We start from the raw sequence: 26,854 nt of genomic DNA on the forward strand, positions 1-26,854 counted from the left end.
TGTTTCATGCCCTTCGAGGAGCATTTGAGAGGTTTAAAAGTGAATGACTTTGTCGCGTATAGTGTCGTTGTTCCAGTTTATGGTTCGGAACTTACCCTTCGCGAGCTTCATGAACGTCTGACAGAGACGTTGAAGACGCAGGGGAGGAGTTATGAGATCGTTTTTGTTGATGATTGTGGACCCGGCAATACGTGGGCTATCCTACAGGCGCTTGCCGAAAAGGATTCTCATACTACTGCTATTCAGCTTATGCGCAACTTCGGTCAAGGCAGTGCCACTTTGTGCGGCATGGCTCATTCGCGTGGTCAGGTTGTAGTGACCATTGACGACGATCTACAAAGTGCACCGGAGGATATCCCACTTTTACTGAGGGGGCTGGAAAGTGATGTAGACGTCGTAATGGGGGTGCCAGCCGAAAAGCAGCATAGTTTGTTTCGGCGCTTGGGGAGCCACTTGGTAAATGAAATGAATGCGCTGTTCCTGGGGAAACCGCGGGATTTGAGGTTTACCAGTTTTCGAGCCATTCGGCGGCCGGTGGTTGATGCTTTGCTTGAGCTACGGGCATTGAATCCTGTTTTAGGCGTTATGCTAAGTTCGGTAACGCGGCGTATTGTCAATGTCATTGTTCCGCACTATCCCCGTCGGGAAGGTAAAAGCGGGTATACCTTGTCGCGCCTGCTGCGGGCAACGATGAGCAACTTCATCGGGCAGTCCGTTCTTCCCCTTCGTCTTCTTGGGGGGATCGGTGGTTTCGGGATCATCTTCAGCGTGCTGTTCTCCGCCTACCTGCTATGCCGGTATTTTCTGGGCGGTATTGCAGTTCCTGGTTGGATGACAACAACCTTGCTGTTGCTGTTCCTCTCCGGTTTCAACTTCTTCGCCTTTGCGGTGATCGGTGAATATGTTTTGCGGATTCTCCAGCGGGTCAATGCCACTCCCCAGTACTTCGTGCGCAGGCAGACGAGCGTTACGGAAGCCGAGCTGCATGGGGGCTATGATGGTGGTAGCCAGCGCTAGGACGGATGGATGAGGGCTTGGAGTGACTAAAAGATTTCTGGTACTGGGAGTTGGTGCAGCGCAGGCTGATCTGTTGGCGCGTTTGCCGGGCGAATTTGAAACGCATGCATTGAGCAATACCACGGCTGGCCCAGGTCGAATCCATGCACGGCATTTCGCTCAGGTAGACATTACCGATAGAGATTCCGTCCTGCGCTATGCACGCGACCATGCCGTGGATCAGATCTACTCCGTCGGGTCTGATGTTGCCATGCCTACGGTGGGGTACGTGGCGGAGCAACTTCATTTGCCGCGGCTGGTCAGTGAAGAGGTTGCGGTGACTTGTAACAACAAGGGGTTGTTGCGGCATCACTTGCAGGGCTTGCCCGGATCGCTGGAGTTCGAGGTGCTGGAGCATGCGAACCAGGCGACCAGCGTGCCCTTGCCGGCGATGCTCAAGCCGGTCGACAGTCAGGGGCAGCGGGGTGTCTGCAGTGTGTCGGCGTACGCGCAGATACCGGTGGCTTTTGCCGCGGCCGTGGGCTTCTCTCGTTCCGGTCGGGTCATAGTCGAGCAGAAAGTCGAGGGGCGGGAGATATCCGTGAATGCCTTTTTCGTCGAGGGTGAGATGGTTTTCTTCCTCCCTTCCGACCGGGAGTCCTGGGCTCAGTTCGATGGTGGCATCATTCGTCGACACATCCTTCCAGCCAGCCTCTCCGACAGGGCGGAGCAGACGGTTCGTGAACTGGTGCTACAGACAGCGGCACAATTGGGTATACAGGAAGGGCCGTTGTATTTTCAGATCAAGATGAATGGGGACCTCCCCTATTTGATCGAGGTTGCCCCACGGCTGGATGGCTGCCATCTGTGGCGCCTGATTCTGGCCAGCACCGGTGTTGACCTGCTGGATGGTTGCATCAAGCGGCTGCAAGGGCGGACGGTCACCATGCCCGCTACCCTGAGCGTCCGGCCAGCCTATCTGGAGTTCTTTTGTCAGCCGCCCGGCGAGAGCTTCGCCTTGGTCGATGCGCATCCCGATGCCGTTCATGTCGAATTCTATTACGCACCTGGCGAGTACGTTCGTAGCACCAACGGGCTCATGGAAAAATGCGGCTATCAGATCGTGATGGGAGCGCTTTAGCCCATGAAGCTCGCCATCACCGGGGCCAACGGTTTCGTCGGCAAGCATCTGGTCGAGTTGCTCGGACCACGATACGAAGTATTCGCTCTGTCGCGTACGGTTCCTGACGAGCGATTGTCGGGAGTCACCTATATTGCGACTGACTACTCCGTTGCGTCCCTGCTACGTCATCTTGCGGGGATGGACGGCCTGGTTCATCTCGCTGCCACTCGGCCCAAGGGGGCTATCGATTCCGATGTCCTGGGTAATGTAAGCCTGGACTACCGAGTTCTGCTCTGTGCTGAACAATGCGCGCTCCAACGGGTCGTATTAGCCTCGACACGGGGTGTGTATGGAAGATTGCCCGTGCCGTGGAGCGAGGTCCAGGCGCCTGCTCCGGAATCGCCTTATGCCCTGGCCAAGAGGCACTCCGAACTGACTGCGGATTACTTCATGCAGCGTGGGCTGAATGTCGTGACCCTCCGTCTGGCCCAAGTGTTCGGACTGGGGGAGTATGCGAGCAGTGCCATCGCCACCTTCATTCGCAAGGCCTACCGTGATGAGCCGGTGACACTGACGGTGACAGGTATTCTTCGGGAGTATCTTTATATCAGGGATATAGCTACTGCCATTGAGGCTACGCTGCTTAGATCTGGTAATGGAGTCTTCAATCTGGGTTCGGGAGAGTGCTCGTCACTGGAGCAGATCGCGCGGACGATATTCCGGGCATTTGGCCGGGAACACCGGATAAGTGAGGCGCAGAGTATGAAGAGCGTGCCGGAGCACTCATTGATGGACAGTTCGTGCTTCCGTCGAGAGTTCGATTGGGCTCCTGCGTGGACTCTGCGGGCCGCTGCCGAGGACATTGCAATGACGCTGCATGATAAACGGGAGGCGGCCAAGTATGGATTATCAGGAGATTGACAGCCGGATAGATCCGCTGGCCACTGTATATGCTGGCGCACGAATCAAGGCATCTACCTTGGCGGAGCATGTTTCGGTCGGTAACTTCTCTCGTGTCGATTTCAGCCAGTTGGCCCGCCGGGTCAGGATAGAACGCTCCAATCACCTGCTTCGTGCGAATCTGGGGCGACATTCCTACACCGGCATGAATACGGTAATCATGCATGCCGATATTGGCAGTTTCTGCTCCATCTCATGGAATGTCAGCATTGGTGGCGGCGAGCATGATCATTCACGCATCGTTCAACACTCGTTCCTATATAACGATCATGACCAGCTCCGTCCGTTCTCGGCAGAAATTCCTTATGACCGTTTCGCGTTGCCGTTGAGCATCGGACATGATGTCTGGATAGCCGCGGGTGCAGTGGTCTGTCGCGGAGTACGCATAGGTAACGGCGCTGTCGTTGGAGCCAATGCCGTAGTTACGGCTGACGTTGAGCCCTATGCTGTGGTGGTTGGAGCGCCAGCCAGGGTGGTGAAGTATCGCTTCCCGGCAGCGATCATCCGGAAGCTGGAAGAGCTGCAGTGGTGGGACTGGTCAGCCGATGATATTCAGCGACACTTCGATCTATTGAGTTCGGCTCCTGATGCTGAGGCACTGGAAGTCCTATTGAACCGAAACTATCAGAGCTGACGGATTGTTGATGTCTCGTCGTATGTGGCTGGTTCTCTTCCAGGCAAGCTTTTCCGTTGCCGTGGTCGTCTACCTCATTCGTTTTCTCGATTGGTCGGCTGTCGCCTCGCTGCTGCGCGATGGGAGCCTTTATCGTCTTTGGCCCGGGCCATTGATTCTTCTCGTGGGGCTAGTCATGGCTGCCAATCGTTGGCGCCTGGTTCTTGCCGCTTTAGGTATTGTCCTGCGATCTTCGAGTGCTCTCTATCTGTATCTGGTGGGCACCTTCTATGGTGTCATGCTGCCCGGTGTGCTGGGGGGGGATGCTGTGCGGGTAGCGCTGTGTGCGGCGCGCCAGCGTGGGGCTCTACCCAGGGTTCTGGCTTCCGTGGCCATCGAACGCGGACTGGGACTCTGTGGTGTGGCGTTGGTCGGTTCGCTGGGCGTGCTTGCGCTGAACGATGTCCTTAGTTGCAAGCTGGGTTCGGAGGCACTCTTGATTGCTCCGACGATTGTGGCCTCGCTATTGGTTTTCATCGTGGCGTTGAGTGCTGCCCCGATGTTGCTGAAATGGCTTGGTAGCAGGTTCGTCAGCCAGCATCTGGACAGATTGGTGGTGCTCTACCAGAAGTTATGGAGTCTCCCGTCGGGGACGTTGTTGTCTACTTTGCTGCTTAGCACTTTGTTCCAGGCCGCAGATATTCTGGTTTTCTATTACTTCGCGCATGTCATGGCACTGGAACTGCCCCTGGCACTCTGCCTGGTAGTCATTCCAATCATCTATCTGTCGACTGTATTACCCATTTCACTGGGGGGGATAGGCGTTCGGGAAGGTGTGATGGTCTGGTTGCTGGGAAGAGTCGGCGTGCCAGTCGCGGACGCTGTGCTGCTCGCTTTCCTGATGTATCTCAATCGTGTGGCGCTTGCCCTGATCGGCGGTGCCGTAGCGGCATTGCATACCCTGATCGGTGCTGGAAAACGCACGTGAATTCGATATCGGTTTCTGCCCGCTGGGCGCGTACCCTGCCATTGGCGTTGCCGTTGCTGCTCTGTGTGTTGTTGTTGAGTGCATTGTCGGTATGGGAGCCCTACTGGCAGACCAATGACGATGTAGGCATGGCGATGCGTGTGGAAGGGTTCGGCTCGATTGCCGTGCCCAGTCGCAATCTGATCTTCTCCAATGCCCTGTGGGGGGCGTTCATTCAATGCATACCGAGTGTCCGCGGGTTACTCGGATATTCGTTGGTCACTTATCTGGTTCTGCTGACAGTTGCGCTAGTGGCTTGCCATTTTCTCATCCGTCGAGGCATGGGCCCCTGGGCCGCCGTGGTTGCGGTATTCAGCGTATTCTTTTACCCGTGCGTCTTCCCACAGTTCACAGTTGTTTCAGGGCTGGCTGGGATGGCAGCCGTGCTGGCGCTGCTGGATTATCGGGAGCGACGTGGCAACGGGGCGCTGTTCCTGTGCTTCATTCTGGCCCTGGTGTCCTATCTGATTCGATGGAACGAGTTTCTCTTCATCGTTGCTGTTTCGATACCGCTCTGGTTGTCGCTCCGTATCCTGCGTGATCGGGCGTTTCTCTTGCTGTTCCTTGCAATTGCTGCTGCCAGTCTTGCGGCAATCGCTTTCGATCGCGCGTCCTATTCGGATATCAGTTGGGCGAAGTACAACGCCTTCAATGCCGTAAGGGTGAAGCTTACGGACTATGGCCTGGCGGACTATCTGAAAACCCTTCCCCTGCATTCTTCCAGCGACCTGAGCAGCAATGATTTCGACCTGTTGAGGAACTGGTTCTTTGTCGATGACAACCTGACTTCTTCGCGGACCATGGAGGCGTTACGCCAGGCTGTGCCGGGTGAACTCAGTGCGCCGCGTAACGTTGGGAGGGGGATCGAATCCATCCGTTCTGCTTGGCAGGATCCGCGTGCTTTTCCACTTGCGCTGGCAGGACTGGTCATCGGTGCGCTATTGGGTAGTTTGCGAGTATGGCTATGCCTTTTTTTATTTTACGCTGGTCTGTTCTATACCGGTTATATAGATAGGCCAGGAGTCTTCAGGGCCTATTATCCAGCGTTGAGTGCTTGCCTTCTGTGGATGATTGCACAGGCGTCGGCGTTGCGAGGTACGCGCCGGTGGCTGGCATATATAGCGCTTTGTTCTTTGGCAGCCAGTACCTTTTGGCAAACAGTAAAACAGCATCAGCAGATAGACGAGATGGTCCAGGATATCCGGCGCGACGTCAAAGAGTTGGGTACGGATGTGATCGTAACCTGGGGGGGGTATTTCCCTTATGAATATGTCTACTCGCCGTTTGATCGTAATCTGCACAACGCAGGATTTCGTTTTTACTCCCTCTCATCCGGAACCTATGCTCCGACTTCGCTGGCCTATCGGCTGGAAAGTGAGAAACCGGGCTGGTTCGTACAACGCCTGTTGTCCTCGCAAGGCCTCGACTTCAGTGGCTATGCCGATAGACCGATTCCAGCCCAGGGAGAATATCTTCGCAACTACTGCATGCAACGGCACCGAGGAGAGTTGGAACTCAAGGTCGTGAAGAATCTTGGCAGCATTGTTGTCGTCAATGCCAGATGTATAACCGGAAACAAGGGATAAGCCCGTGTCGAAAAAGCTTCCATTCAATCGTCCGTACATTTCCGGACGAGAGCTTTACAATATCGCCAATGCCCATCTTTCCGGGCATCTCTCTGGAGACGGTCAGTACACCAAGTTGTGCCATGCCTGGCTGGAGCGATACACCCGATCGGCCAAGGCGCTCTTGACCCATTCCTGCACTGCGGCCTTGGAAATGGCTGCTCTGCTGCTGAAGATCCAGCCGGGGGATGAAGTCATAATGCCTTCGTTCACCTTCGTTTCCACAGCCAATGCCTTTGTCTTGCGCGGAGCAGTGCCGGTCTTTGTGGATATACGCGAGGATACTCTCAATCTTGATGAGCGCCTGATCGAGTCGGCAATCACTGAACGTACCCGTGCAGTGGTGCCGGTTCACTATGCGGGTGTCGCCTGTGAAATGGACAGCATCATGGCCGTCGCGCATAAACGGCAGATCAAGGTCGTGGAAGATGCGGCCCAGGGTGTGATGGCATCTTACAAGGGACGTGCTCTGGGAAGCATTGGAGATCTTGGGGCATATAGCTTCCATGAGACCAAGAATGTCATCTCCGGAGAGGGCGGGGCATTGCTGGTCAACGAACCGCTGCTGGTCCAGCGCGCGGAGATCATTCGCGAAAAGGGGACCGACCGCAGCCGATTTTTCCGAGGCGAAGTGGACAAGTACACCTGGCAGGAAGTGGGGTCCTCATTCCTCCCTGGCGAATTGATAGCAGCATTCCTCTGGGCGCAGCTCGACGAAGCCGAACGCATCACCGAGGAGCGTTTGGCATGCTGGGAGCTGTATCACGAACTGCTCGAGCCGCTGGAGAAGGAAGGCCTCCTGCGTCGCCCTGTGGTGCCTGCCGACTGTCAGCACAACGCCCACATGTACTATGTGCTACTGGATTCCGCTGCAAGTCGGGAGCAACTGCTGGACGATCTGAAGCGACAGGGGATAGGGGCCGTTTTCCATTACGTGCCGCTGCATGCCTCCCCAGCAGGTGAGCGCTACGGTCGAGTGCACGACAGCATGGTGGTGACTGAACGGCAATCCGAGCGCCTGGTGCGTTTGCCCTTGTGGCTGGGGATTTCCGAAGCGGAGCAGAACCAGGTCGTCGAACAGATCAAAATCAGCCTTAAGTGCAGTGGTTGATGGACCGAAAAAGGCACGCCGAGGCGTGCCTTTTCGTTGTAGGTGGGGATCAGGCAACATCCACCAGAATCACCTCGCTGTCCTCCAGCGCCGTCACCTTCACCACCGCTTCCTCGGCGATGGCCGCGCCATCGCGGGCTTCCAGGACCACACCGTTGACCTCCACCTTGCCGGCCGCCGGCACCAGGTAGGCGCGGCGGTCGCTGCCCAGGGCGTATTCGGCGCTCTGGCCGGCCTTCAGGGTGGCGGCGGCCAGGCGGCCGTCGGCGCGGATGCGCAGGGTGTCCTCGTCGTTTTCGTCGCCGCTGGCGAGGATCACGAAGCGGCCGGCGCGGTCGCCTTTGGGGAACGGCTTGGCGCCCCAGGACGGCGTGCCGCCGCGTTGCGTCGGCAGGATCCAGATCTGGAAGATCCTGGTCACGTCCTGCTCCAGGTTGTATTCGGAGTGGACGATGCCGCTGCCGGCGCTCATCACCTGCACGTCGCCCGCCTCTGTGCGGCCCTTGTTGCCCAGGCTGTCCTGGTGGGTGATCGCCCCCTGGCGCACGTAGGTGATGATTTCCATCTCGCGGTGCGGGTGCGGCGGGAAGCCGGTGCCCGGGTCGATCTCGTCGTCGTTCCAGACGCGCAGGTTGCCCCAGCTCATGCGCTCGGGGTCGTAGTACTCGGCGAAGGAGAAGTGGTGCTTGGCGTTCAGCCAGCCGTGGTGGGCGCCGCCGAGCTGGGCGAAGGGTCTGCGTTCGATCATGGGATCAGTCCTCTTGGGGCGCCGGGCCGGCGAGTTGGCCGGCCTGCGCGGTTCATGGAGGCTATGTTGATCCCGCTTTAGTCGATATAAAAGCGCAAATATCCGAGCTGATTTATCGAATTTGCAGATTTATTCAGGTCGCCCCTGGTCGGGGTTGAGGAACTTGCTGAGGAACTGCCGGGTGCGTTCCTCGCGGGGCTGGGCGAACAGCGTCTTGGCGTCGCCCTGTTCGACGATCACCCCCTTGTCGATGAAGATCGCCCGGTTGGCGACGTCGCGGGCGAAGCTCATCTCGTGGGTGACGATGACCATGGTGCGCTTTTCCTGGGCCAGGCCGCGGATGGTCGCCAGCACTTCGCCGACCAGCTCCGGGTCGAGCGCCGAGGTGGGTTCGTCGAAGAGGATCACGTCCGGCTGCATGGCCAGGGCCCGGGCGATGGCCACGCGCTGCTGCTGGCCGCCGGAGAGGCGCTTGGGATAGGCGTCTTCCTTGCCGGCCAGGCCGACCTTCGCCAGCAATTGGCGGGCGCGTTGCACGGCGCTGTCGCGGGGCTCCTTCTTGACGATCACCGGGCCTTCGATGACGTTTTCCAGCGCGGTGCGGTGGGGGAACAGGTTGAAGTTCTGGAACACGAAGCCGACGTGCTGGCGCAGCTTGCGGATCAGCCCCTGCTGCGGCTTGAGCGGGCGCGAGGCGTCGATCTCGATGTCGCCGACGCGGATGGTCCCGCCGTTGGGGATTTCCAGCAGGTTCAGGCAGCGCAGCAGGGTGGTCTTGCCCGAGCCGCTGGGGCCGATGATCGCCACCACCTCGCCGGCCGCGACCGACAGGTCGATGCCCTTGAGCACCTCCTGGCCGCGGAACTGCTTGGTGAGCTTGCGTACCTCGATCATGCCTCGTGCTCCCGGTCATGGCGGTTGACCCGCTCTTCCAGGCGGTTCTGCAGGTGCGCCAGGACGCTGGCGAGCACCCAGTAGATGAGCGCGGCGGTGAGGTACATGGTAAACACCTCGAAGGTCCGCGCGGTGATCAGCTGCGCCTGGCGGAACAGCTCCGGCACCTGGATGGTGGCGGCCAGGGCGGTGTCCTTGACCAGCGAGATGAAGCTGTTGCCCAGCGGCGGCAGGGCGGTGCGCGCGGCCTGCGGCAGCACCACCCGGCGCAGCGTCTGGGCGCGCGTCATGCCGATGCTGGAGGCTGCCTCCCACTGGCCGCGATCGATGGAGCCGATGGCGGCGCGGAGGATCTCGCAGACGTAGGCGGCCATGTTCAGCGAGAAGCCGATCAGCGCCGCCGGCAGCGGGTCAAGCTCCAGGCCCAGCTGCGGCAGGCCGTAGTAGATCATGAACAACTGAACCAGCAGCGGCGTGCCGCGGAAGAAGGACACGTAGATGCGCGCCAGCCAGCTGAACAGCGCATGGCCATACAGCCGCGCCAGGGCGAGGATGAACCCCAGCAGCAGGCCGAAGAACATCCCGCCGATGCTGAGGACTACGGTAAAGACCGCGCCCTTGAGCAGGAAGGGCGCGGAGTCCAGAGCGAGCTGCAGGCTTTCGTCGATCATTGGGTGACGTCAGCCTGGAACCACTTCTCCGAGAGCTTTTTCAGCGAGCCATCGGCCTTGAACTTCTCGATGGCCTTGTTCAGCGCGCCGAGCAGCTCGGGGTTGCCCTTGCGCAGGGCGATGCCGGCTTCCTGGCGGGCGAAGGGCGCGCCGGTCAGGGCCATGGCGCCCTTGGTCTTGTTGACCATGTCGAAGGCGGCCAGGCGGTCCACCAGGATCACGTCGATGCGCCCGCTGCGCAGGTCCTGGAACTTGGTCGGGTCGTCCTCGTAGGTGCGCACGTCGGCCTGCGGCACGTTCTGCTTCAGCCACTGCTCGTAGTTGGTGCCCAGGCCCACGCCGACCTTCACCCCGGCGAGCTTGTCGGGGGTGTCGTACTTGCTTTCGTCGCCCTTGCGCACCAGGGCCTGGATGCCGGAGACGGTGTAGGGCTCGGAGAAGTCGTACTTCTTCTTGCGCTCCTCGGAGATGGTCACCTGGTTGATCACCACGTCCAGGCGCTTGGACTCCAGGGCGGCGAGGATGCCATCCCACTTGGTCGGCTGGAGCTTGGCCTTCACCCCCAGTTCCTTGGCCAGCAGCTCGGCGAAGTCCACTTCGAAGCCGGACAGCTTGCCGTTCTCGTCGACGAAGCTGAAGGGCGGGTAGGTGCCTTCCAGGCCGACCTTGATCGCGCCGTTGCCCTGGATCTGTTTGAGCAGGTCCTCGTCGGCCGAGGCCTGCTGGCCGAGGAAGCTGGCGCCGAGGGCCAGGGTCAGGCCGGCGAAGATGAAACCGCGTCGCAGGATGGAGAAGTTCATGGTTGCCCTCGTTCTTGGTGTTTCAAGCAGATTAGTAGGCTGCGCGACTATAGGGGGTCAATGGTTATGCAATAAAATAATGAAATATCCTTTTCATATAACTTGAGTGAATTCACAACAGCGACGGGTAGGCGAACAGCGCCGGGGCGCCGCCGGTGTGCAGGAACAGCAGCGGGCCTTCGGCGAAGCGGCCGTGGGCCACGCCATCGAGCAGGCCGGCCATGGCCTTGCCGGTGTAGACGGGGTCCAGCAGCAGGCCCTCGGTCGCGGCGAGCAGGCGCACCGCGTCGAGGGTGCCGGCGTTGGGCTCGCCATAGCGCGGGCCGAAGTAGGCGTCCCACAGGTGCACGGCGAAGTGCGCCGCCAGCGGCCGGCCGAGCAGGTCCGCGGTGCGCTGCGCCAGGCCTTCCACCTTGGGCCGCTGGGTGGCGTCGGGACGCGAGACGGTAACGCCGATCACCGGGGTTTCCGGCAGCGCTTCGGCCAGCGCCAGGGCCAGCCCGGCGTGGGTGCCGGCGCTGCCGGAAGCGAGCACCACGGCGGCGAAGTGCCGTCCGCCGGCGCGCACCTGCTCGGCCAGCTCCAGGCCGGCACGCACGTAGCCCAGGGCGCCGAGGGCGTTGGAGCCGCCGATGGGCACCAGGTAGGGCTTGCGCCCCTGGGCGCGCAGGCGCTCGCAGGCGTCCTGCAGCAGGGCGTCGGCGTCGTCGAGGTTGGCGACCGCTTCCACCTGGGTGCCGAACAGGTCCAGCAGCAGGCGGTTGCCGTTGCCCAGGTAGTTGGCGTCGTCGGTGCCGATGGGGTTTTCCAGCAGGGCCAGGCAACCCAGGCCCAGGCGCGCGGCCAGCGCCGCGGTCTGGCGCACGTGGTTGGACTGGATGGCGCCGGCGGTCACCAGCACGTCGGCGCCGGCGGCGAGGGCATCGGCGGCGAGGTACTCCAGCTTGCGCACCTTGTTGCCGCCCATGGCCAGCGGGGTGAGGTCGTCGCGCTTGACGAAGAGCTCCCGGCCCAGCTGCGCCGACAGGCGCTCCAGCTTGCCCAGCGGGGTAGGGGCGCCGACCAGGTCGAGGCGGGGGAAGCGGGCGAGGGCGTCGCGCAGGGAGCTCATCGGGAGGGGACCTCGGCGGTACTTGAACGATCCGCCAAGATAGAACGGGGCAGGGGCGCGCGGCAATTCACCGGCGGGGCTTTTCTTTGCGCCGCGTCTCGACGAGAATTTCACGCCGATTGTTATAAGGTTACATTTTGTTTCCCTGCGCGCCGATGTACCGGCTGGCCTCCTGGCCGCCTCTGGAGTTGTGATGCGAGTCGACCTGGACACCGCGGGCGAGGACCTGCAGGCGCTGCCGCGCTTCCAGCAGGCCGCGGTGCATGCCCGGCGCCTGTTCGCCCTGGCCCTGGGCAGCGGCCTGCTGGCCGCGCTGCTGTTCCTCCTGGCGATTCTCATCGGCCTGTTCGCCGCCCGCTCGCCCTGGCTGCCGCTGCTGTGCAACAACGCGGCGGCCTTGCTGCTGCTGGCCGCGGCGGCGCAGTCGGCCTGGCGCGTCGATGCCTGGCGGGCGCGGGCCCTGGGACAGGAGCCTTCGCTGCGCTGGTTCGGCGGGCGTGAGACGGCGGACGAACCGCTAGCCCCCGAAGCGCTGAGCGCCTATGACCGCTTCCTCGACAGCATCGGCCGTGGCATCCGTTCGCTGCTGCGGCGCATCGGCCCGGGCTCGCTCTGGCTGGCGGGGCTCTGCGTCGCCGCGCTGCTGGTGATCCGCGCCGGCTGGAGCCTGGCGCTGCCGGGCGCCGACCTGGGCCAGGCGGCCTATATCGGTGCCGGGCTGTTGTTGCTGGGCGCCTTTGGCCTGCTGGTGCTGGAGCGCCACTTCGCCGCCAGCGGCGAGGCCCAGTGGCCGGAAGCCGCCGCCCTGGCGCCGCTGCTGCGGCTGGTCATCGCCGTGCAGCTGCTGTCGCTGCCCGGCCTGCTGTTCGCCAGCGCCGACAATCTCTGGCCGGTGCGCCTGCTGGTATTGCTCGGCTTGCTGCCCGCCGCGGTGGCCGTGGAGCTGCTGGCGCGCGCGGTGTTTTCCGCCTTCCTGCCGCAACGCGAGCGCGAGGAGCCGCGCCTGGTCGGCCGCAGCCTGGTGGCCGGGCAACTGCGCTGGCCGCCGCGGCCGCTGCAGTTCCTGCAGGACGAACTGCAACAGCGCTTCGGCATCGACCTGCGCCAGGTCTGGGCGTTCGCCTTCATGCGTCGCGCCTTCCTGCCGGTGGCCGCGCTGGTGGCGCTGGTCGGCTGGCTGCTCAGCGGCATACACGAGGTATCCCTGGACGGCCGCGGCGTCTACGAGCGCTTCGGCAAGCCCGAGGCGGTGCTGCAGCCGGGCCTGCATGTCGGCCTGCCCTGGCCGTTCGGGCGGGTGCTCGCGGTGGAGAACGGCGTGATCCACGAACTGGCCACCTCCGGCGATTCCGCCGCCGCCGACCCGCCGGGCCCGGCCGATGGCCCCGCGCCGGACAGCGCCAACCGCCTGTGGGATGCCTCCCACCGCAGCGAGAAATCCCAGGTGATCGCCAGCGCCGCCGAGGGCAAGCAGAGCTTCCAGGTGGTCAACATGGACGTGCGCTTCGTCTACCGCATCGGCCTGGACGATGCCGCGGCCCTGGCGGCGACCTACAACAGCGCCGACGTGCCGGCGCTGATCCGCAGCACCGCCAGCCGCGTGCTGGTCCATGACTTCGCCTCGCGCACCCTGGACGGCGTCCTCGGCGGCGAGCGCGAGGCCCTGGCGCAGGACATCGGCAAGGCTGTACAGGCCGACCTCGACGAGCTGCGCAGCGGCGTGGAAATCCTCGCCACCGTGGTCGAGGCCATCCACCCGCCGGCCGGCGCGGCGAATGCCTACCATGGCGTGCAGGCGGCGCAGATCACCGCCCAGGCGCTGATCGCCCGCGAGCGCGGCAAGGCCGCCGAGCAGGGCAACGAGGCCCGCCTGGCCGCCAGCCAGGCGGTGGACAAGGCCAATGCCGATGCCCGCGAGACGCTGGCCGCGGCGCGGGCCGCCGACCTGCGCTTCGGCGCCGAGCGCAAGGCCTGGCAGGACGCCGGCCAGTCGTTCCTGCTGGAACAGTATTTCGCCCGCCTGGGCCAGGGCCTGGGCAATGCCAACGCCCTGGTCATCGACCATCGACTGGGCGCCGGCGATGCGCCGACCCTCGACCTGCGCGGCTATTTCACCGCGCCCTTCGACCCGGCGCGCAAGCCGGCCAAACAGGAGCTCGCCCCTTGAGTTCGTCGCACAGCCACGACCACGCGCACCACGACCACGACCATGAGCACGGCCACCCCCCTCACGAGCATGAGCACGGCGGCGCCGGGCCCTTGCCCTGGCGGCGCATAGGCCTGGCCGCGCTGCTGGTGCTGTTCGCCGCCGCCACCGCCTGCCTGGTGCAGGTGCGCTCCGGCGAGGCGACCGTCGTCACCCGTTTCGGCAACCCGGTGCGGGTGCTGCTGCAGCCGGGCCTGGCCTGGCGCCTGCCGGTGCCGTTCGAGGCGGCCATCCCGGTGGACCTGCGCCTGCGCACCACCTCCAGCGGCCTGCAGGACGTCGGCACCCGCGACGGCCTGCGCATCATCGTCCAGGCCTACGTGGCCTGGCAGGTGCAGCCCGACGCGGACGACGTGCAGCGCTTCATGCGCGCGGTGCAGAACCAGCCCGACGAGGCGGCGCGGCAGATCCGCACCTTCGTCGGCTCGGCCCTGGAAACCACCGCCAGCGGCTTCGACCTGGCCGACCTGGTGAATACCGACGGCAGCAAGGTGCGCATCGCCGATTTCGAACAGCGCCTGCGCGGGCAGATCGACAAGACCCTGCGCGACACCTACGGCGTGCGCGTGCTGCAGGTGGGCATCGAACGCCTGACGCTGCCCTCGGTGACCCTCGGCGCCACCGTCGACCGCATGCGCGCCGAGCGCGAGACCATCGCCACCGAGCGCACCGCCGAGGGCAAGCGCAAGGCCGCCGAGATCCGCTCCGCCGCCGAGCGCGACGCGCGCATCCTGCAGGCCGACGCCACGGTCAAGGCCGCCGACATCGAGGCGCAGTCCCGCGTCGAGGCGGCGGACATCTACGCCAAGGCCTACGCCGGCTCGCCCGAGCTGTACAACCTGCTGCGCTCGCTGGATACCCTGGGCACCATCGTCAACTCCGGCACCCGCCTGGTCCTGCGCACCGACGCCGCGCCCTTCCGCGTGCTGGTGGACGGCCCGCCGCAACTGCCGGCGCCCAGGCCGGGTGCGCAGCATGAGTGAGCGCGCCGAGGGCGGCAGCCCCTGGCTGCAGGCCGGGCGCCTGGCGTTCGTCGCGCTCTATGGCGTGACGCTGCTGGCGGCGCTCGGCTGGGCGCTGTCCAACGTCCGCGAGATCGGCCCGGACAGCCGCGCCGTGGTGCTGCGCATGGGCGCCCTGCAGCGCATCGCCAACCCCGGCCTGCTGCTGGCCTGGCCTCAGCCCTTCGAGCAGGTGGTGTTGCTGCCGGCGGCCGAGCGCGTCATCGAGCGCCGGGTGGAAACCCTGCTGCGCTCGGCCCAGGCGCAGAAGGCCGACCTCGACGTCAGCCTGGTCAACGACGCCACGGCCGGCTCCGGCTACCTCCTGACCGGTGATGCCGGCGTCGTGCAGCTGGACGTGCGGGTGTTCTACAAGGTGGTCGACCCCTACGCCTACGTGCTCCAGGGCGAGCACGTGCTGCCGGCGCTCGACCGCCTGGTGGCGCGCAATGCCGTGAGCGTGTGCGCGGCCCGCGACCTGGACACCATCCTGGTCGCCCGCCCCGAACTGGTCGGCAGCGACAGCGCGGTGGCCGAGCGCCGCGAGCGCCTGCGCGGCGACCTGCAGCAGGGCATCAACCAGAGCCTGGCGGCACTGGCCGCCGCCGGCAGCGGGCTGGGTGTCGAGATCGAGCGGGTGGACGTGCAGTCCTCGCTGCCGCGCGAGGCGGTGAGCGCCTTCAACGCCGTGCTCACCGCCAGCCAGTTGGCCGAGCAGAACGTCGCCAGCGCGCAGAACGACGCCGCGCGGCAGACCCAGGCGGCCACCCAGGCCGCCGACCGCACCCTGCAGGTGGCCCGCGCCCAGGCCGGCGAGCGCCTGGCCAAGGCCCATGCCGACACTGCGACCATCACCAGCCTGGCCGCCAGCCAGGACCCCGGCCTGCTGCTGCGCCTGTACCGCGAGCGAGTCCCCGGCATCCTCGGCAAGGCCGGCGCGGTCACCACCGTCGACCCCCGCGACGCCGGCCGCCTGATCCTCCAGGGGCCGCAGCCGTGAAGCAATGGGCGGACAGATGTCACACGGACGCGCTAGGCTCGCCGAGGGCCGCAGGCCCGACACCCACATTCCGAGAAAACACCTAGGGCGGGACACTCCATGAACGCTGTCGCTTACCGGCACTCTTCCACTTCGTCGCGGGGCAACCGCTGGCGCCCCCTGGGCGCGCTGCTGCTGGCCCTGGGCCTGCTGCTCGGCGCCGGCAGCGCCGAGGCCGGCCGCGAACTGCCCTCGGGCATGCTGGTGGGCGTGGTGGACAGCGCCAGTTTCCCGGTCATCACCCTCAAGCGGCCCAAGCCCAACCTGCTCAAGCAGGTGGTCAGCCTGGGCCTGTACCAGAAGACCGTCAGCTACCCGGTGGCGGTCTCGGTGCGCATCCGCAACGAGAACAACCTGTTCATCGTCAATGGCCTGATGCCGCAGCTGAAGGACAAGTTCGTCGCCCTGAAGAGCGGCCTCAGCGGCCAGGTCAACCAGATCTGGGTGCTGACCGAGGCCGAGGCCGAGGAATACGTACAGCGCCCGGACACCCGCTTCCCGCCCCGGGCCACCCTCCTCAAGGACGACGAGACCGCGTCGAGCCGATGACCTGAGCGATAGATGAGCGCACACCACCACCACGGCCATCACCATGGCCACAGCCACGGCCACCTCACGGGGGCCATGCTCAGCCGCGACGAGCAGCGCGCCGCCGCCCGCCAGCTGAGCCTGGCCATGCTCGCCCTCGGCCTGCTGCTGCTCGGCCTGCTCTGGCGCTGGCTGGCGCCGCAGCAGGAAGGCGTGGCGCAGATGCTGCTGGGCGTCGCCTCGCTGCTGGTGGCGGTGCCGGTGCTGCGCTCGGCCGTCGCCAGCCTGCGCCACCCCAGCCTGCACGGCATCACCGACCAGTTGATCGCCCTGGCCATGCTCGGCGCCTGGGCCACCGGCGACCTGCTGACCGCAGCGCTGCTGCCGATCATCATGATCTTCGGCCACGTGCTGGAAGAGCGCAGCGTGATCGGCTCCCAGGAAGCCATCGAGGCCCTCGGCCGCCTGACCCGCAGCCAGGCCCGGCGCATCCGCGCCGACGGCGCCGTGGAGGAAGTGGACAACGCCCAGCTGCGCGCCGGCGACCAGGTGGAAGTGCGCGCCGGCGACCGCGTGCCGGCCGACGGCCGGGTGCTGGACGGCCAGGCCAGCCTGGACACCGCGCCCATCACCGGCGAATCGGTGCCGCTGGAGGCGCAGGCCGGGATGGAGGTCTACGGCGGCGCCATCAACCTCGACGGCCTGCTGCGCATCGAGGTGACGCGCACCGGCGAGGAATCCACCCTGGGCAAGGTGATCGCCCTGATGCAGCGCGCCGAGCGCGCCAAGCCGCCGATCACCCGCCTGCTGGAACGCTACGCCGGGCGCTACATGGTGCTGGTGCTGCTGATCGCCGCGGTCACCTGGTTCGTCACCAACGACCCCCAGGCCATGCTCGCCGTGCTGGTCGCCGCCTGCCCCTGCGCCCTGGTGCTCTCGGCGCCGGCCACGGCCATCGCCGGCATCGCCGTGGCGGCGCGCCACGGCATCCTGATCCGCAGTTCGGCCTTCCTCGAAGAGCTGGCCGACCTGACCTCGCTGGTGGTCGACAAGACCGGCACCCTGACCCACGGCAGCCTGCGCCTGCAGGCCCTGCGCGGCGAGCCCGGGGAAGACCCGGCGGCGCTGCGCCAACTGGCCGCCAGCCTGGGCGCGGCCAGCAGCCACCCGGTCAGCCGCGCGTTGGCCGCGCTGGTGCCCCACGATGCCTACCACCCGCTGGAGGACATCCGCGAACGCCAGGGCCTGGGCGTCATCGCCCACACCCCGCAGGGCGAGGCGGCCCTCGGCCGGCCCGAGCTGTTCGCCCAACTGGGCATCGCCACCGCGCCGGTGCCCGAGCACGACGGCCCCATCGCCGGCCTGGCCCTGGGCGGGCGCTTCCGCGCCTGGCTGCTGCTGGCCGACAGCCTGCGCCCGGAGGCACCGCAGGCCATGGCCGAGCTGCGCGAACTGGGCCTGGGCCGCCAACTGCTGCTCACCGGTGACCGCCAGAGCGTCGCCGAAGGCGTGGCGCGCGAGGTGGGCATCGCCGAAGTCAGCGCCCAGGCGCTGCCCGAAGACAAGCTGCACCGCGTCGGCGAGGAGATCGACAAGGGCTTCCGCCCGCTGGTGGTGGGCGACGGCATCAACGACTCGCTGGCGCTCAAGGCCGGCGTGGTGGGCGTGGCCATGGGCGCCGGCGGCGCCGACATCGCCCTGGCCTCGGCCGACGTGGTGCTGATCGGCAGCGACCTGCGCCGCCTGGGCACCTGCGTGCGGCTGAGCCGCCAGTGCCGGCGCACCCTGCAGGTGAACGTGGCGATCGGCCTGGGCTGGACCCTGGCCATAGTCGCGGCGGCTGCCTTCGGCCTGCTCGGCGCCGCCGGGGCGATGATTGCCGCCGTGCTGCACAACCTCAGCACCCTGCTGGTGCTGGGCAACGCCGGGCGCCTGCTGCGTTTCGACGAAAGCCTCGGCCAGGCGCGCCCGGAGGGCCCTACCGGGGAGCCGGTCGGCGCCTGAGGAGCAGCGGGCACGGTGCCTATCGGGTATGATGGGCGCCGTTTCCGCATCTTCATCCGGTCTCTATCATGACTTCCTCGCAACAGCCGCCGCGCGACGACAGCGCGGACACCCCGGCCCAGGCCCCGCTATCCCTGGCCGAACTGACCCGCGCCGCCCTCGCCGCGCAGAAGGACGCCGCCGCCGGCTACCAGCCGCGCAAGGCCTACGACAAGGATGTACGCCGCCCGCCGGCGCCCCGCGGTTCGCGCCGCTCCATGGGCAAGCGCTGAGCGCCCCGGCGGGGAGCAAATGGCCGCCGGGCTTGTCGAAACAGGCCCGACATCCTCAGAATGACCGGCTCGCACCTTTGCCGGTCGCAGACAAGGAGAGGCAATGAAAGCGATTCCCCTGTTGCTCGGCGCCAGCCTGCTGGTGCTGGGCGGCTGCAAGACCTTCGGCGGCCACTACGAGATAGACGCCGTCGACGCCAACGGGCAGAAGCTCAACAAGAAGTCCTTCCTGGCCCAGGGCAGCGGCATCTATACGGTGCGCAACGCGCTCTGCTCCAGCTATCCCAAGGCCACGGTGATCATCCGTGACATCGACGCCGACCAGGAACTGGAAGGCGAAAGCCCCTACCATTGCAAATGACCATGAAACGACTGCTGCTGATCGGCGTGGGCGCCGGCGACCCCGAGCAACTGACCCTCCAGGCGGTCAAGGCATTGAACCGCGCCGACGTGTTCTTCCTGCTCGACAAGGGCGCCAGCAAGACCAAGCTGCTCGACCTGCGCCGCGATATCTGCGAGCGCTACGTCGAGCGCGGCGATTACCGCGTGGTGGAGGCCGAACTGCCGGAGCGCGAGCGCGGCGTGGCCGACTACGCCGGCAGCGTGGTGGACCTCAACGCGGCCAAGCAGGCGCTGTTCGAGCGGCTGATCGACGAGCACGTGGCCGAAGACGAATGCGGCGCCTTCCTGGTCTGGGGCGACCCGGCGCTGTACGACAGCAGCATCCGCATCCTCGACGCCATCCTCGCCAGCGGCCGGCTGCGTTTCGACTACGAAGTCATCCCCGGCATCACCAGCGTGCAGGCCCTGGCCGCGCGCCACCGCATCCCGCTCAACCACATAGGCGGCGCGGTGCAGATCACCACCGGCCGCCGCCTGGCCCGCGAAGGCCTGCCCGCCGGCGTGCAGGACGTGGTGGTGATGCTCGACGCCCAGGACAGCTACACCGGCCTGCGCGGCCAGGACCTGGAAATCTTCTGGGGCGCCTACGTCGGTACCCCGGACGAACTGCTGATCGCCGGCCGCCTGGACGAAGTCGCCGAACGCATCCGCGACACGCGCCTGAAGGCCCGCGAGGCCAATGGCTGGATCATGGATACCTATCTGTTGCGGCGGGTGGAGAATCAATAACGTGCGCTTGGTGTTTGCCACGGGTGGCAGTGCCGCCAATGTACGCACTATCGCTTCGGATGCCTGCGCAGACTCGGACCCGATATCGCCATGAAGGCCTATGAACCACCGCTTGCCCTTTCCGCTTCACTGCTGCGATTGGTCGGTGAAATCTGCGAGCGGGTCGGCCGGCTTTCGGTGGGTGGCGACTCGGCATTGACGCCTCAACTACGGCGCGGCAACCGTATCCGTACCATCCAGGCCTCTCTGGCCATCGAAAACAACACCCTCAGCGTCGAGCAGGTCACTGCCGTGCTGGAGGGGAAGCGGGTGCTGGGATTGCCCCGTGAAATCCAGGAAGTACGCAATGCCTTTCGCGCCTATGAATACCTGCCTTCCTGGCATCCGACCTCTCAACCCGATCTATTGGCAGCCCACGCCAGCCTGATGAAAGGGCTCATCGACGACGCGGGGCATTTTCGACAGGGTGGTGTCGGCATCTACCGGGGTGACCAACTGCTACACATGGCGCCGCCGGCCAACCGTGTCCCGACGCTGGTGGGGCAGTTGCTGGAGTGGCTGGGCCATACGGACTGGCACCCGCTACTGGCGAGTTGTGTTTTTCATTACGAGTTCGAATTCATTCACCCGTTCGCCGATGGCAACGGGCGCATGGGACGACTCTGGCAGACCTTGATACTCAGTCGCTGGAATCCGCTGTTGGCTTACTTGCCGGTGGAGACGGTCATCCATGCTCAGCAGGAGGCCTACTACGCGGCCTTGGCCGAGGCCGATCATGTTGCACAGGCGACGCCCTTCGTTGACTACATGTTGCGGGCATTACTGGCAGCCATGGACGAAGTCGCGCAGACCGAACAAGTAAGCGATCAAGTTGCCGATCAAGTAAACGAGAGCGTGCAACAGCTGTTGCAGGCTTTCAACAAGGGAGAAGCCCTCAAGTCCTCGGAAATCATGCGCAGGTTGGGGTTGTCGCACCGGCCAACCTTCCGGAAGAACTACCTGGGGCCGGCGATGGTGTCCGGATTGCTGGAAATGACCCAACCAGATTCGCCGCGCAGTCCCCAGCAGTGTTATCGCTTGACCGATCCGGGTTGGCGCAGGCGGGTTTCCGACTAGCCGTGGCGATGGGTATCGCTTCGCTCAACCCATCCTACGAAAGGCGCTCCGTAGGGCGTATAACCGTTCGCGGTTATACGCCGATACGCCGGGGCCACAGCCAACGCCACGGTTGGCCTCGGAGCCGCCGGGAACCGAGGCCAAATGGCGGATAACGCCGTAGGCGTTATGCGCCCTACGTGTTGCCATTAGGCGCGGTCTTTCACCGCTCGAACTTCTGCGCCTGCCCCTGCTGCAACGTCCAGCCCACCACCTCTGCCGCCAGGCGGTCGGTGGCCTGGCCGAAGGCGCTGACCACTTCCGGCACCTTTTCCCCGGCGGCCGGCTGGCGGACCTCGAAGCGTCGTGTCGCGACGATGCGCTGGGTGGCGCTGCGCACCAGGCGGGCTTCGAGGATGACCACCGCTTCCACGCCCTTGTCGCGGTATTCGGCCTGGAAGGCGCGCAGGTCGCCGCCCAGTTCCAGGTCGGCCTGCAGGCTGACTTCGTCGCTGCTCAGGGCCTGGATGCGGCCGTCGGCGCGGAAGGCGTCGAGCAGGCGGTCGCGCAGCAGCGGCGGGGCGCCGTCGGCCCAGCGCGCGCCCTTGTAGACGCTGAGCAGGTCGCCCCTGGGCTGCACGGCGATGCGGTTGCTGTCCAGCACCTGGCTGGTCCTGGGCGCCAGCACCCGCAGCGACCAGTCCACCGCCGGGGTGGCGCGCGGCGGTTGCTGCTGCGCCGGCAGCAGGTAGATGTCCGGGGTCTCCGCCCTGGGCAGGATCGAGCAGGCCCCGAGCAGGGCGGCGAGGGCGCTGTAGCCGAGCAGGCGCAGGGGGGCCTTCATGGTTGGAACTCCTTGGTGCGGTTGCCGCCGAACAGGTAGTTGGTCGGGTTCTCTTCCAGGCGCCGGGTGACCCGCTGCAGGTTCTCCAGGGTGGCGCGCAGTTCGCGCACCGCCGGGCCTATCTCGCCCAGGCCGTTCAGCCCGCCGTTGACCGAGTCGTAGTTGCTGTCGAGCAGGCGCTCGACCTTCTCGCTGCTGCGTTGCAGCGCGGCGAGGGTCTGCTGGGCGCTGACCAGCGAATCCTTGCCCTGGCTGCCGAGCAACTGGTTGGCGTTGCCCAGCAGCTGGCTGGCGTTGGCCAGGGTCAGCTTGGCCTGTTCGCTGGCCGCGGCCAGTTCCTGCACGGTGCGGCGGATGTCGCCGCGTTGCTCGGCGATCACCGCGGTGGCCTGGTCGATGTGGTCGAGGGTGCGGCTGATGCGGTCGACGTTCTCCTGGGAGAACATGCGGTTGACGTTGTTGATCAGGTTGCTGACGTTGGTGGCGATGTCCTCGCCGTTGGCCAGCAGCTTGCTCAGCGGCGAGGGGATGGTCTTGATCACCGGCACCTGGCCGTCCTTGCCCACCAGCGGCGGGCTTTCCGGCGAGCCGTTGCTGAGCTGGATGATGGCGGTGCCGGTGACCCCGGTGATGGCCAGCTTGGCACGGGTGTCCTGGCGGATCGGCGTCTGGTCGAACACGCGGATGCGCGCCAGCACCTTGCGCGGGTCGCGCGGGTCCAGCCGCAGGCTGACCACGTCGCCGACCTTGATCCCGCTGTACTGCACGGTGCCGCCCTGGGACAGGCCGGTCACCGCCTCGGTGAAGATCACGTCGTAGTAGTTGTACTGCTGGTCGCTGCTGTTCTTGGCCAGCCACAGGCCGAAGAGCAGGCCGCCGGCCGCCACCAGCACGGTGAACAGGCCGATGACCACGTGGTGGGCGCGGGTTTCCATTCAGTTCTCCTCCCGCAGGCGGTCCGCCGCCTGCTGCGCGGCACGGCCGCGCGGGCCGTGGAAATAGTCCTGGACCCAGGCGTCGGGGTTGGCTGCCACCTCGTCGAGGCTGCCGACCACCAGCACGCGCTTCTGCGACAGCACGGCGACGCGGTCGCAGATGGTGTAGAGGGTGTCCAGGTCGTGGGTGACCAGGAACACGGTGAGGCCGAAGGCCTCGCGCAGGGTCAGGATCAACTGGTCGAAGGCCGCCGCGCCGATCGGGTCGAGGCCGGCGGTGGGCTCGTCGAGGAACAGGATGTCCGGGTCCAGGGCCAGGGCGCGGGCCAGGGCTGCGCGCTTGACCATGCCGCCGGACAGCTCCGCGGGATACTTGTCGCCGGCCTCCGGCGGCAGCCCGGCCAGGGAGATCTTCACCTTGGCCAGGTACTCGGCGTCGTCGCGGGTGAGCCCGGCGTGCTCGATCAGCGGCAGGCAGACGTTCTCGCTGACGGTCAGCGAGGAGAACAGCGCGCCGTTCTGGAACAGCACGCCGAAGCGCCGTTCGATCTTCGAGCGCTGCTCCGGCGGCAGTTCCAGCAGGTTCTGCCCGAACACGTGGATCTGCCCCTCCTGGGGCCGGCGCAGGCCGATGATGGCGCGCAGCAGCACCGACTTGCCGGTGCCGGAGCCGCCGACCACGCCGAGGATTTCGCCGCGGCGCACGTCCAGGTCCAGGTGCTCGTGCACCGCGTGGTCGCCGAAGCGGTTGCACAGGTCGCGGACCTGGATGATGGCTTCTTCGCTCACCAGCCCATCTCCATGAAGAACAGCGCGGCGATGGCGTCGATGAGGATCACCGCGAAGATCGACTGGACCACCGCCGAGGTGGTGTGCTCGCCCACCGACTGCGCGCTGCCGCTGACGCGGAAGCCTTCCAGGCAGCCGATCACGGCGATCACGAAGGCGAACACCGGCGCCTTCACCAGGCCCACCAGGAAGTGCTGCACGGCGATGTCGTTCTGCAGCATGACCATGAACATGCGCGGCGAGATGTCCAGCGACAGCGCGCAGACCACGCCGCCGCCGACGATGCCCGAGAGCATCGCCAGGAAGGTCAGCAGCGGCAGCACCAGCAGCAACGCCAGCACCCGCGGCAGCACCAGCAATTCCATCGGGTCCAGGCCCAGGGCGCGGATGGCGTCGATCTCCTGGTTCGACTTCATCGAGCCGATCTGCGCGGTGAAGGCGCTGGCGGTGCGCCCGGCGAGGAGGATGGCGGTGAGCAGCACGCCGAACTCGCGCAGGAACGAGAAGCCCACCAGGTCGACGGTGTAGATGGCCGCGCCGAACTTGTTCAGCACGGTGGCGCCGAGGAAGGCCACCACGGCGCCGACCATGAAGGTCAGCAGGGCCACGATGGGCACGGCGTCCAGGCCGGTCTGCTCCATGTGCGCGGCCAGCGAGGTGGGCCGCCAGCGCCGTGGGTTCAGGGCGCAGCGCGCCAGGCTTTCGAGGGTCAGGCCGATGAAGCCGAGCACGCCCACCAGGTCCTTCCAGAAGACCTCCATGGCGCGGCCGATGCGTTCCAGCAGGTCGACCAGGGCGTTGCCTGGCGGCGGCTTCTTCTCGTGCAGGCGGCACTGGGTGATGGAGCTGCCCACCGCGCGCAGCAGGTCGCGGCGCTCCCTGGGCACCTCGGCGGCGATCTCGTCCAGGCGCTGCAGGCCGCTGGCGCCGATCAGGTCGGCGAGCAGGCTGGCGCCGGCGGTGTCGAGGGCGCCGAGCCGGCTGAAGTCGAAGCCCCCGGCGTGGGTCCGCTGGCCGTCGAGGGCGCCGACCTGGCGCTGCAGGTCGGCGAAATGGGCGAGCGTCCAGTCGCCGCTGACTTGCAGCAGAGGCGGGGAGGCGGAGGTGTCCAGGCGCAGCTGGCCGGCTTGAGCGGTTTCGGTCATCCCACGGAGTCTAGCGGAGTTGTGTGACGAGACCATCCGTCGCCTTCCACTCAGGGCGGTTACAGGATGTTTCTTGACATTGTTAGCAAGCTATTTAATAGTTCGATCAACGATTTTGCCGGTATGTCTGCATGCCTGCTTTCCTCTCGCTGTTCACCGAGTTCTTTCGCGCCGTGCTGCGCCCGCGTCGCACGGACCTGCAGTTCGCCAGCAAGTCGCTGGTGGCCGGCATTCTCGCGCTCTACCTGGCGTTCCGCTTTGAGTTGCAGCAACCGCAATGGGCGCTGGTCACGGTATTCGTGGTCAGCCAGCCGCTGAGCGGCATGGTGCTGGCCAAGAGCGTGTTCCGCCTGCTCGGCACTTGCATCGGGGCCGTGGTCTCGGTGGCGCTGATCGCCCAGTTCGGCCAGGCGCCGCTGCCATTCCTGCTGGCCATGGCCGCCTGGCTGGCGTTCTGCACCGCCGGCGCCTCGCTGCTGCAGAACTTCTCTTCCTACGGTTTCGTACTCGCCGGCTATACCACGGCGATCATCGCGCTGCCTTCCAGCGCCGCGCCCATGACGGTGTTCGACCAGGCCGTGGCGCGCTGCTCGGAGATCGGCCTGGGCATCCTCTGCGCCTCGCTGGTGAGCATCGTGCTCTGGCCGCGGCGCGTGCAGCAGCAACTGGCGGAGCAGGGCAGGGGCGCCTGGGAAACCGGCCTGCAAGCGGCGGCCGCCGAGCTGACCGGCGCCGACGAACGCGGTCCGCTGATCCGTGCCATGGGCCGCATCGTGGCGGTGGACGCGCAGCGCGAGCACGCCTGGTTCGAGGGCGAGAGCGGCCGGCGCCGGGCCCAGGCGCTGCGGGTGCTGAACGCCGACCTGCTGGGCCTGCTGCGCGCGGCGCGCAAGGTGGCGCGGGAGTGGCGGCTGCTGGACCAGGCCGCGGCGGCCGCGCTGGAGCCCTGGCGGCGCGAGGTCATGGAACTGCTGGAGAAGGCCGGGTACCGCGCCTTCGAGGATTGCCGCGAACGCCTCGGCGACGCCGCGCGGGAACGCGACAACGCCCAGCAACGCCTGTGCCTGGAATGCCTGGCGCGCACCCTGGAGATGGCCGGCGAGGCCCAGCGCAGCATGCAGGCGCTGGTCTACGGCGAGGCGCCGCGCAACGCGCCGGGGGTGATCGTCTGGCACCGCGACATCGAACGCGGTCTGCTCTACGGCCTGCGCAGCGCCCTGGCGTTCCTCTGCGTGTCGGCCTTCTGGCTGGCCACGGCCTGGCCCAGCGGCCTGGGCGCGGTGTCCATCACCGGCGTGGTGCTGAGCCTGTTCGCCAGCCGCGACAACCCGGCCGGCGCCGGGCTGAACTTCTTGCGCGGCATCGTCCTGTCGGTACCTTTTGCCGGCGTCGCAGGCCTGGTGATACTGCCGTTGTGCGATGGCTTCCCGGCGTTGGCGCTGGTGCTGGGCGTGCCGCTGTTCATCGCCGCGCTGTGCATGACGCGGCCGCCGATCGCCGCCATCGCCTCGTCCTTCTGCATCTTCTATGTGAAGAACATCGGGCCGAGCAACGAGATGAGCTACGACCTCGGCCACTTCCTCAATTCGGCGCTGGCCACCGTGATCGGCGTGGCCTTCGCCGTGCTGGTGTTCAACCTGGTGCGCCTGGCGCCCGGGCAGCGCCATTACCGCCGCGTGCTGGCGGCCATCCTCGCCGACCTGGCGCGGCTCACCCGCGGTCCGTTGCCGCCGCTGGAGGTCTGGTTCGACGGCCGCAGCGCCGACCGCCTGCTGCGCCTGGCGCAGTTCTACAAGAACCTGCCGGCCGAGCGCCGCGCGCGCTGGCGCGGCGGCCTGCTGGCGCTGGACCTGGGCGACGAGCTGCTGTTCCTGCGCGCGCGCCTGGCCGCTGCCCGCGGCCCCGTGCGCCGGGCCCGCGACGCCTACCTGCTGTGTTTGCACGACCTGTTGCTCGCCGGCGGCCCGCGCGCCGGCCGCGAGCAGGCCCTGGAGGCGGCCAGCGTGGCGCTGTTCAAGGCCCTGGAAAACGACCACCGGCTGCCGGCCGAGGACCGCGAACTGGCTCGCGCCACCCTGGTCCAGCTGCAGTTCATCTGGCTGCGCTGGTGCCGCCAGGACCCGGCCGCCGCGCCCGCGCAGCAGGCGCGACCCATCGCCGCCGCCGATTGACCGGCCACCCCGCCT

General features: G+C 65.9%; 26 protein-coding genes. 17 read left to right on the plus strand and 9 right to left on the minus strand.

Annotated features, from left to right (window positions below):
- Positions 1–6 precede the first annotated feature (6 nt).
- The 7 genes from RN02_RS32200 to rffA are packed head-to-tail and all read left to right on the plus strand — an operon-like array spanning position 7 to position 7,455.
- On the plus strand, positions 7–1,017 hold the full coding sequence (locus RN02_RS32200) for a glycosyltransferase family 2 protein (protein ID WP_082033748.1): 1,011 nt from the start codon (positions 7–9) through the stop codon (positions 1,015–1,017).
- A gap of 22 nt (positions 1,018–1,039) precedes the next feature.
- Positions 1,040–2,137, plus strand: coding sequence for an ATP-grasp domain-containing protein (locus RN02_RS09400; RefSeq protein WP_043314206.1), 1,098 nt, complete (start codon positions 1,040–1,042; stop codon positions 2,135–2,137).
- A gap of 3 nt (positions 2,138–2,140) precedes the next feature.
- Complete coding sequence (locus RN02_RS32205) at positions 2,141–3,040, plus strand: NAD-dependent epimerase/dehydratase family protein (protein WP_082033749.1); 900 nt, start codon at positions 2,141–2,143, stop codon at positions 3,038–3,040.
- Positions 3,021–3,713 (plus strand): CatB-related O-acetyltransferase, encoded by a 693-nt coding sequence (locus RN02_RS34570; protein ID WP_161796239.1) that lies wholly within the window; start codon positions 3,021–3,023, stop codon positions 3,711–3,713. The genes RN02_RS32205 and RN02_RS34570 overlap by 20 nt, the downstream gene beginning before the upstream one ends.
- 10 nt (positions 3,714–3,723) lie before the next feature.
- Positions 3,724–4,680 carry a lysylphosphatidylglycerol synthase transmembrane domain-containing protein gene (locus tag RN02_RS09410; RefSeq protein ID WP_082033751.1) on the plus strand — a complete coding sequence of 319 codons (957 nt, stop codon included), beginning with the start codon at positions 3,724–3,726 and terminating at the stop codon, positions 4,678–4,680.
- Positions 4,677–6,305 carry a hypothetical protein gene (locus RN02_RS09415; protein WP_043314209.1) on the plus strand — a complete coding sequence of 543 codons (1,629 nt, stop codon included), beginning with the start codon at positions 4,677–4,679 and terminating at the stop codon, positions 6,303–6,305. Before RN02_RS09410 ends, RN02_RS09415 begins: the two co-directional genes overlap by 4 nt.
- Positions 6,306–6,309: 4 nt before the next feature.
- The gene (gene rffA / locus RN02_RS09420; RefSeq protein ID WP_043314210.1) at positions 6,310–7,455 is read left to right on the plus strand and encodes a dTDP-4-amino-4,6-dideoxygalactose transaminase; all 1,146 of its coding nucleotides are present in this window, start codon (positions 6,310–6,312) and stop codon (positions 7,453–7,455) included.
- 49 nt (positions 7,456–7,504) lie between these two features.
- Here the strand turns inward: rffA and RN02_RS09425 are convergent, their stop codons facing one another.
- The 5 genes from RN02_RS09425 to RN02_RS09445 all read right to left on the minus strand — a co-directional run bounded on the left by RN02_RS09425 (position 7,505) and on the right by RN02_RS09445 (position 11,679).
- Positions 7,505–8,203, minus strand: a complete 699-nt coding sequence (locus RN02_RS09425) for a pirin family protein (protein ID WP_043314211.1) — start codon at positions 8,201–8,203, stop codon at positions 7,505–7,507.
- A gap of 129 nt (positions 8,204–8,332) precedes the next feature.
- Positions 8,333–9,097: an L-cystine ABC transporter ATP-binding protein TcyN gene (gene tcyN / locus RN02_RS09430; RefSeq protein ID WP_009618464.1), complete on the minus strand. Its 765-nt coding sequence runs from the start codon at positions 9,095–9,097 to the stop codon at positions 8,333–8,335.
- On the minus strand, positions 9,094–9,765 hold the full coding sequence (tcyL, locus tag RN02_RS09435) for a cystine ABC transporter permease (protein WP_024128231.1): 672 nt from the start codon (positions 9,763–9,765) through the stop codon (positions 9,094–9,096). Before tcyL ends, tcyN begins: the two co-directional genes overlap by 4 nt.
- Positions 9,765–10,568, minus strand: a complete 804-nt coding sequence (tcyJ, locus tag RN02_RS09440; RefSeq protein ID WP_043314212.1) for a cystine ABC transporter substrate-binding protein — start codon at positions 10,566–10,568, stop codon at positions 9,765–9,767. The genes tcyL and tcyJ overlap by 1 nt, the downstream gene beginning before the upstream one ends.
- Before the next feature lie 112 nt (positions 10,569–10,680).
- Positions 10,681–11,679: a D-cysteine desulfhydrase gene (locus tag RN02_RS09445; RefSeq protein WP_043314213.1), complete on the minus strand. Its 999-nt coding sequence runs from the start codon at positions 11,677–11,679 to the stop codon at positions 10,681–10,683.
- A gap of 193 nt (positions 11,680–11,872) precedes the next feature.
- Between RN02_RS09445 and hflK (RN02_RS09450) the strand changes: the two genes are divergently transcribed.
- The 9 genes from hflK (RN02_RS09450) to RN02_RS09490 all read left to right on the plus strand — a co-directional run bounded on the left by hflK (RN02_RS09450) (position 11,873) and on the right by RN02_RS09490 (position 20,976).
- Positions 11,873–13,846 carry a protease modulator HflK gene (gene hflK / locus RN02_RS09450; protein ID WP_043314214.1) on the plus strand — a complete coding sequence of 658 codons (1,974 nt, stop codon included), beginning with the start codon at positions 11,873–11,875 and terminating at the stop codon, positions 13,844–13,846.
- Positions 13,843–14,868, plus strand: coding sequence for a protease modulator HflC (gene hflC, locus RN02_RS09455; RefSeq protein WP_043314215.1), 1,026 nt, complete (start codon positions 13,843–13,845; stop codon positions 14,866–14,868). Before hflK (RN02_RS09450) ends, hflC begins: the two co-directional genes overlap by 4 nt.
- Entirely contained in the window at positions 14,861–15,886 is a 1,026-nt protein-coding gene (hflK, locus tag RN02_RS09460; protein WP_043314216.1) for a protease modulator HflK, read from the plus strand. Before hflC ends, hflK (RN02_RS09460) begins: the two co-directional genes overlap by 8 nt.
- A gap of 99 nt (positions 15,887–15,985) precedes the next feature.
- Positions 15,986–16,474: a hypothetical protein gene (locus RN02_RS09465; RefSeq protein ID WP_236695170.1), complete on the plus strand. Its 489-nt coding sequence runs from the start codon at positions 15,986–15,988 to the stop codon at positions 16,472–16,474.
- Positions 16,475–16,486: 12 nt separating this feature from the next.
- Positions 16,487–18,457, plus strand: a complete 1,971-nt coding sequence (locus RN02_RS09470; RefSeq protein WP_043314217.1) for a cation-translocating P-type ATPase — start codon at positions 16,487–16,489, stop codon at positions 18,455–18,457.
- A gap of 68 nt (positions 18,458–18,525) precedes the next feature.
- Positions 18,526–18,729 carry a hypothetical protein gene (locus RN02_RS09475; protein ID WP_043314218.1) on the plus strand — a complete coding sequence of 68 codons (204 nt, stop codon included), beginning with the start codon at positions 18,526–18,528 and terminating at the stop codon, positions 18,727–18,729.
- Between the two features lie 103 nt (positions 18,730–18,832).
- Entirely contained in the window at positions 18,833–19,090 is a 258-nt protein-coding gene (locus RN02_RS09480; protein ID WP_009618451.1) for a hypothetical protein, read from the plus strand.
- Between the two features lie 2 nt (positions 19,091–19,092).
- Positions 19,093–19,860, plus strand: a complete 768-nt coding sequence (gene cobF, locus RN02_RS09485) for a precorrin-6A synthase (deacetylating) (protein ID WP_043314251.1) — start codon at positions 19,093–19,095, stop codon at positions 19,858–19,860.
- Positions 19,861–19,950: 90 nt separating this feature from the next.
- A complete protein-coding gene (locus RN02_RS09490) occupies positions 19,951–20,976 on the plus strand; it encodes a Fic family protein (protein WP_043314219.1) in 1,026 nt (341 codons plus the stop codon).
- 202 nt (positions 20,977–21,178) lie between these two features.
- Here RN02_RS09490 and RN02_RS09495 read toward each other — a convergent pair whose 3' ends face one another.
- From RN02_RS09495 to RN02_RS09510, 4 genes are read right to left on the minus strand one after another with little or no spacing between them, the layout of a single operon-like run.
- A complete protein-coding gene (locus RN02_RS09495) occupies positions 21,179–21,799 on the minus strand; it encodes an ABC-type transport auxiliary lipoprotein family protein (protein WP_043314220.1) in 621 nt (206 codons plus the stop codon).
- A complete protein-coding gene (locus RN02_RS09500; RefSeq protein WP_009618444.1) occupies positions 21,796–22,734 on the minus strand; it encodes an MlaD family protein in 939 nt (312 codons plus the stop codon). The genes RN02_RS09495 and RN02_RS09500 overlap by 4 nt, the downstream gene beginning before the upstream one ends.
- On the minus strand, positions 22,735–23,523 hold the full coding sequence (locus RN02_RS09505; RefSeq protein WP_009618442.1) for an ABC transporter ATP-binding protein: 789 nt from the start codon (positions 23,521–23,523) through the stop codon (positions 22,735–22,737).
- Positions 23,520–24,668, minus strand: a complete 1,149-nt coding sequence (locus RN02_RS09510; protein WP_024128234.1) for an MlaE family ABC transporter permease — start codon at positions 24,666–24,668, stop codon at positions 23,520–23,522. The genes RN02_RS09505 and RN02_RS09510 overlap by 4 nt, the downstream gene beginning before the upstream one ends.
- A 131-nt stretch (positions 24,669–24,799) precedes the next feature.
- On the opposite strand from RN02_RS09510, the gene RN02_RS09515 reads away from it, so the two are divergent.
- Complete coding sequence (locus RN02_RS09515; protein WP_043314221.1) at positions 24,800–26,839, plus strand: FUSC family protein; 2,040 nt, start codon at positions 24,800–24,802, stop codon at positions 26,837–26,839.
- Positions 26,840–26,854 lie beyond the last annotated feature (15 nt).

Origin of the sequence: Pseudomonas sp. PI1, assembly GCF_000812405.1 — a bacterium.
Classification (GTDB): Bacteria; Pseudomonadota; Gammaproteobacteria; order Pseudomonadales; family Pseudomonadaceae; genus Pseudomonas; species Pseudomonas citronellolis.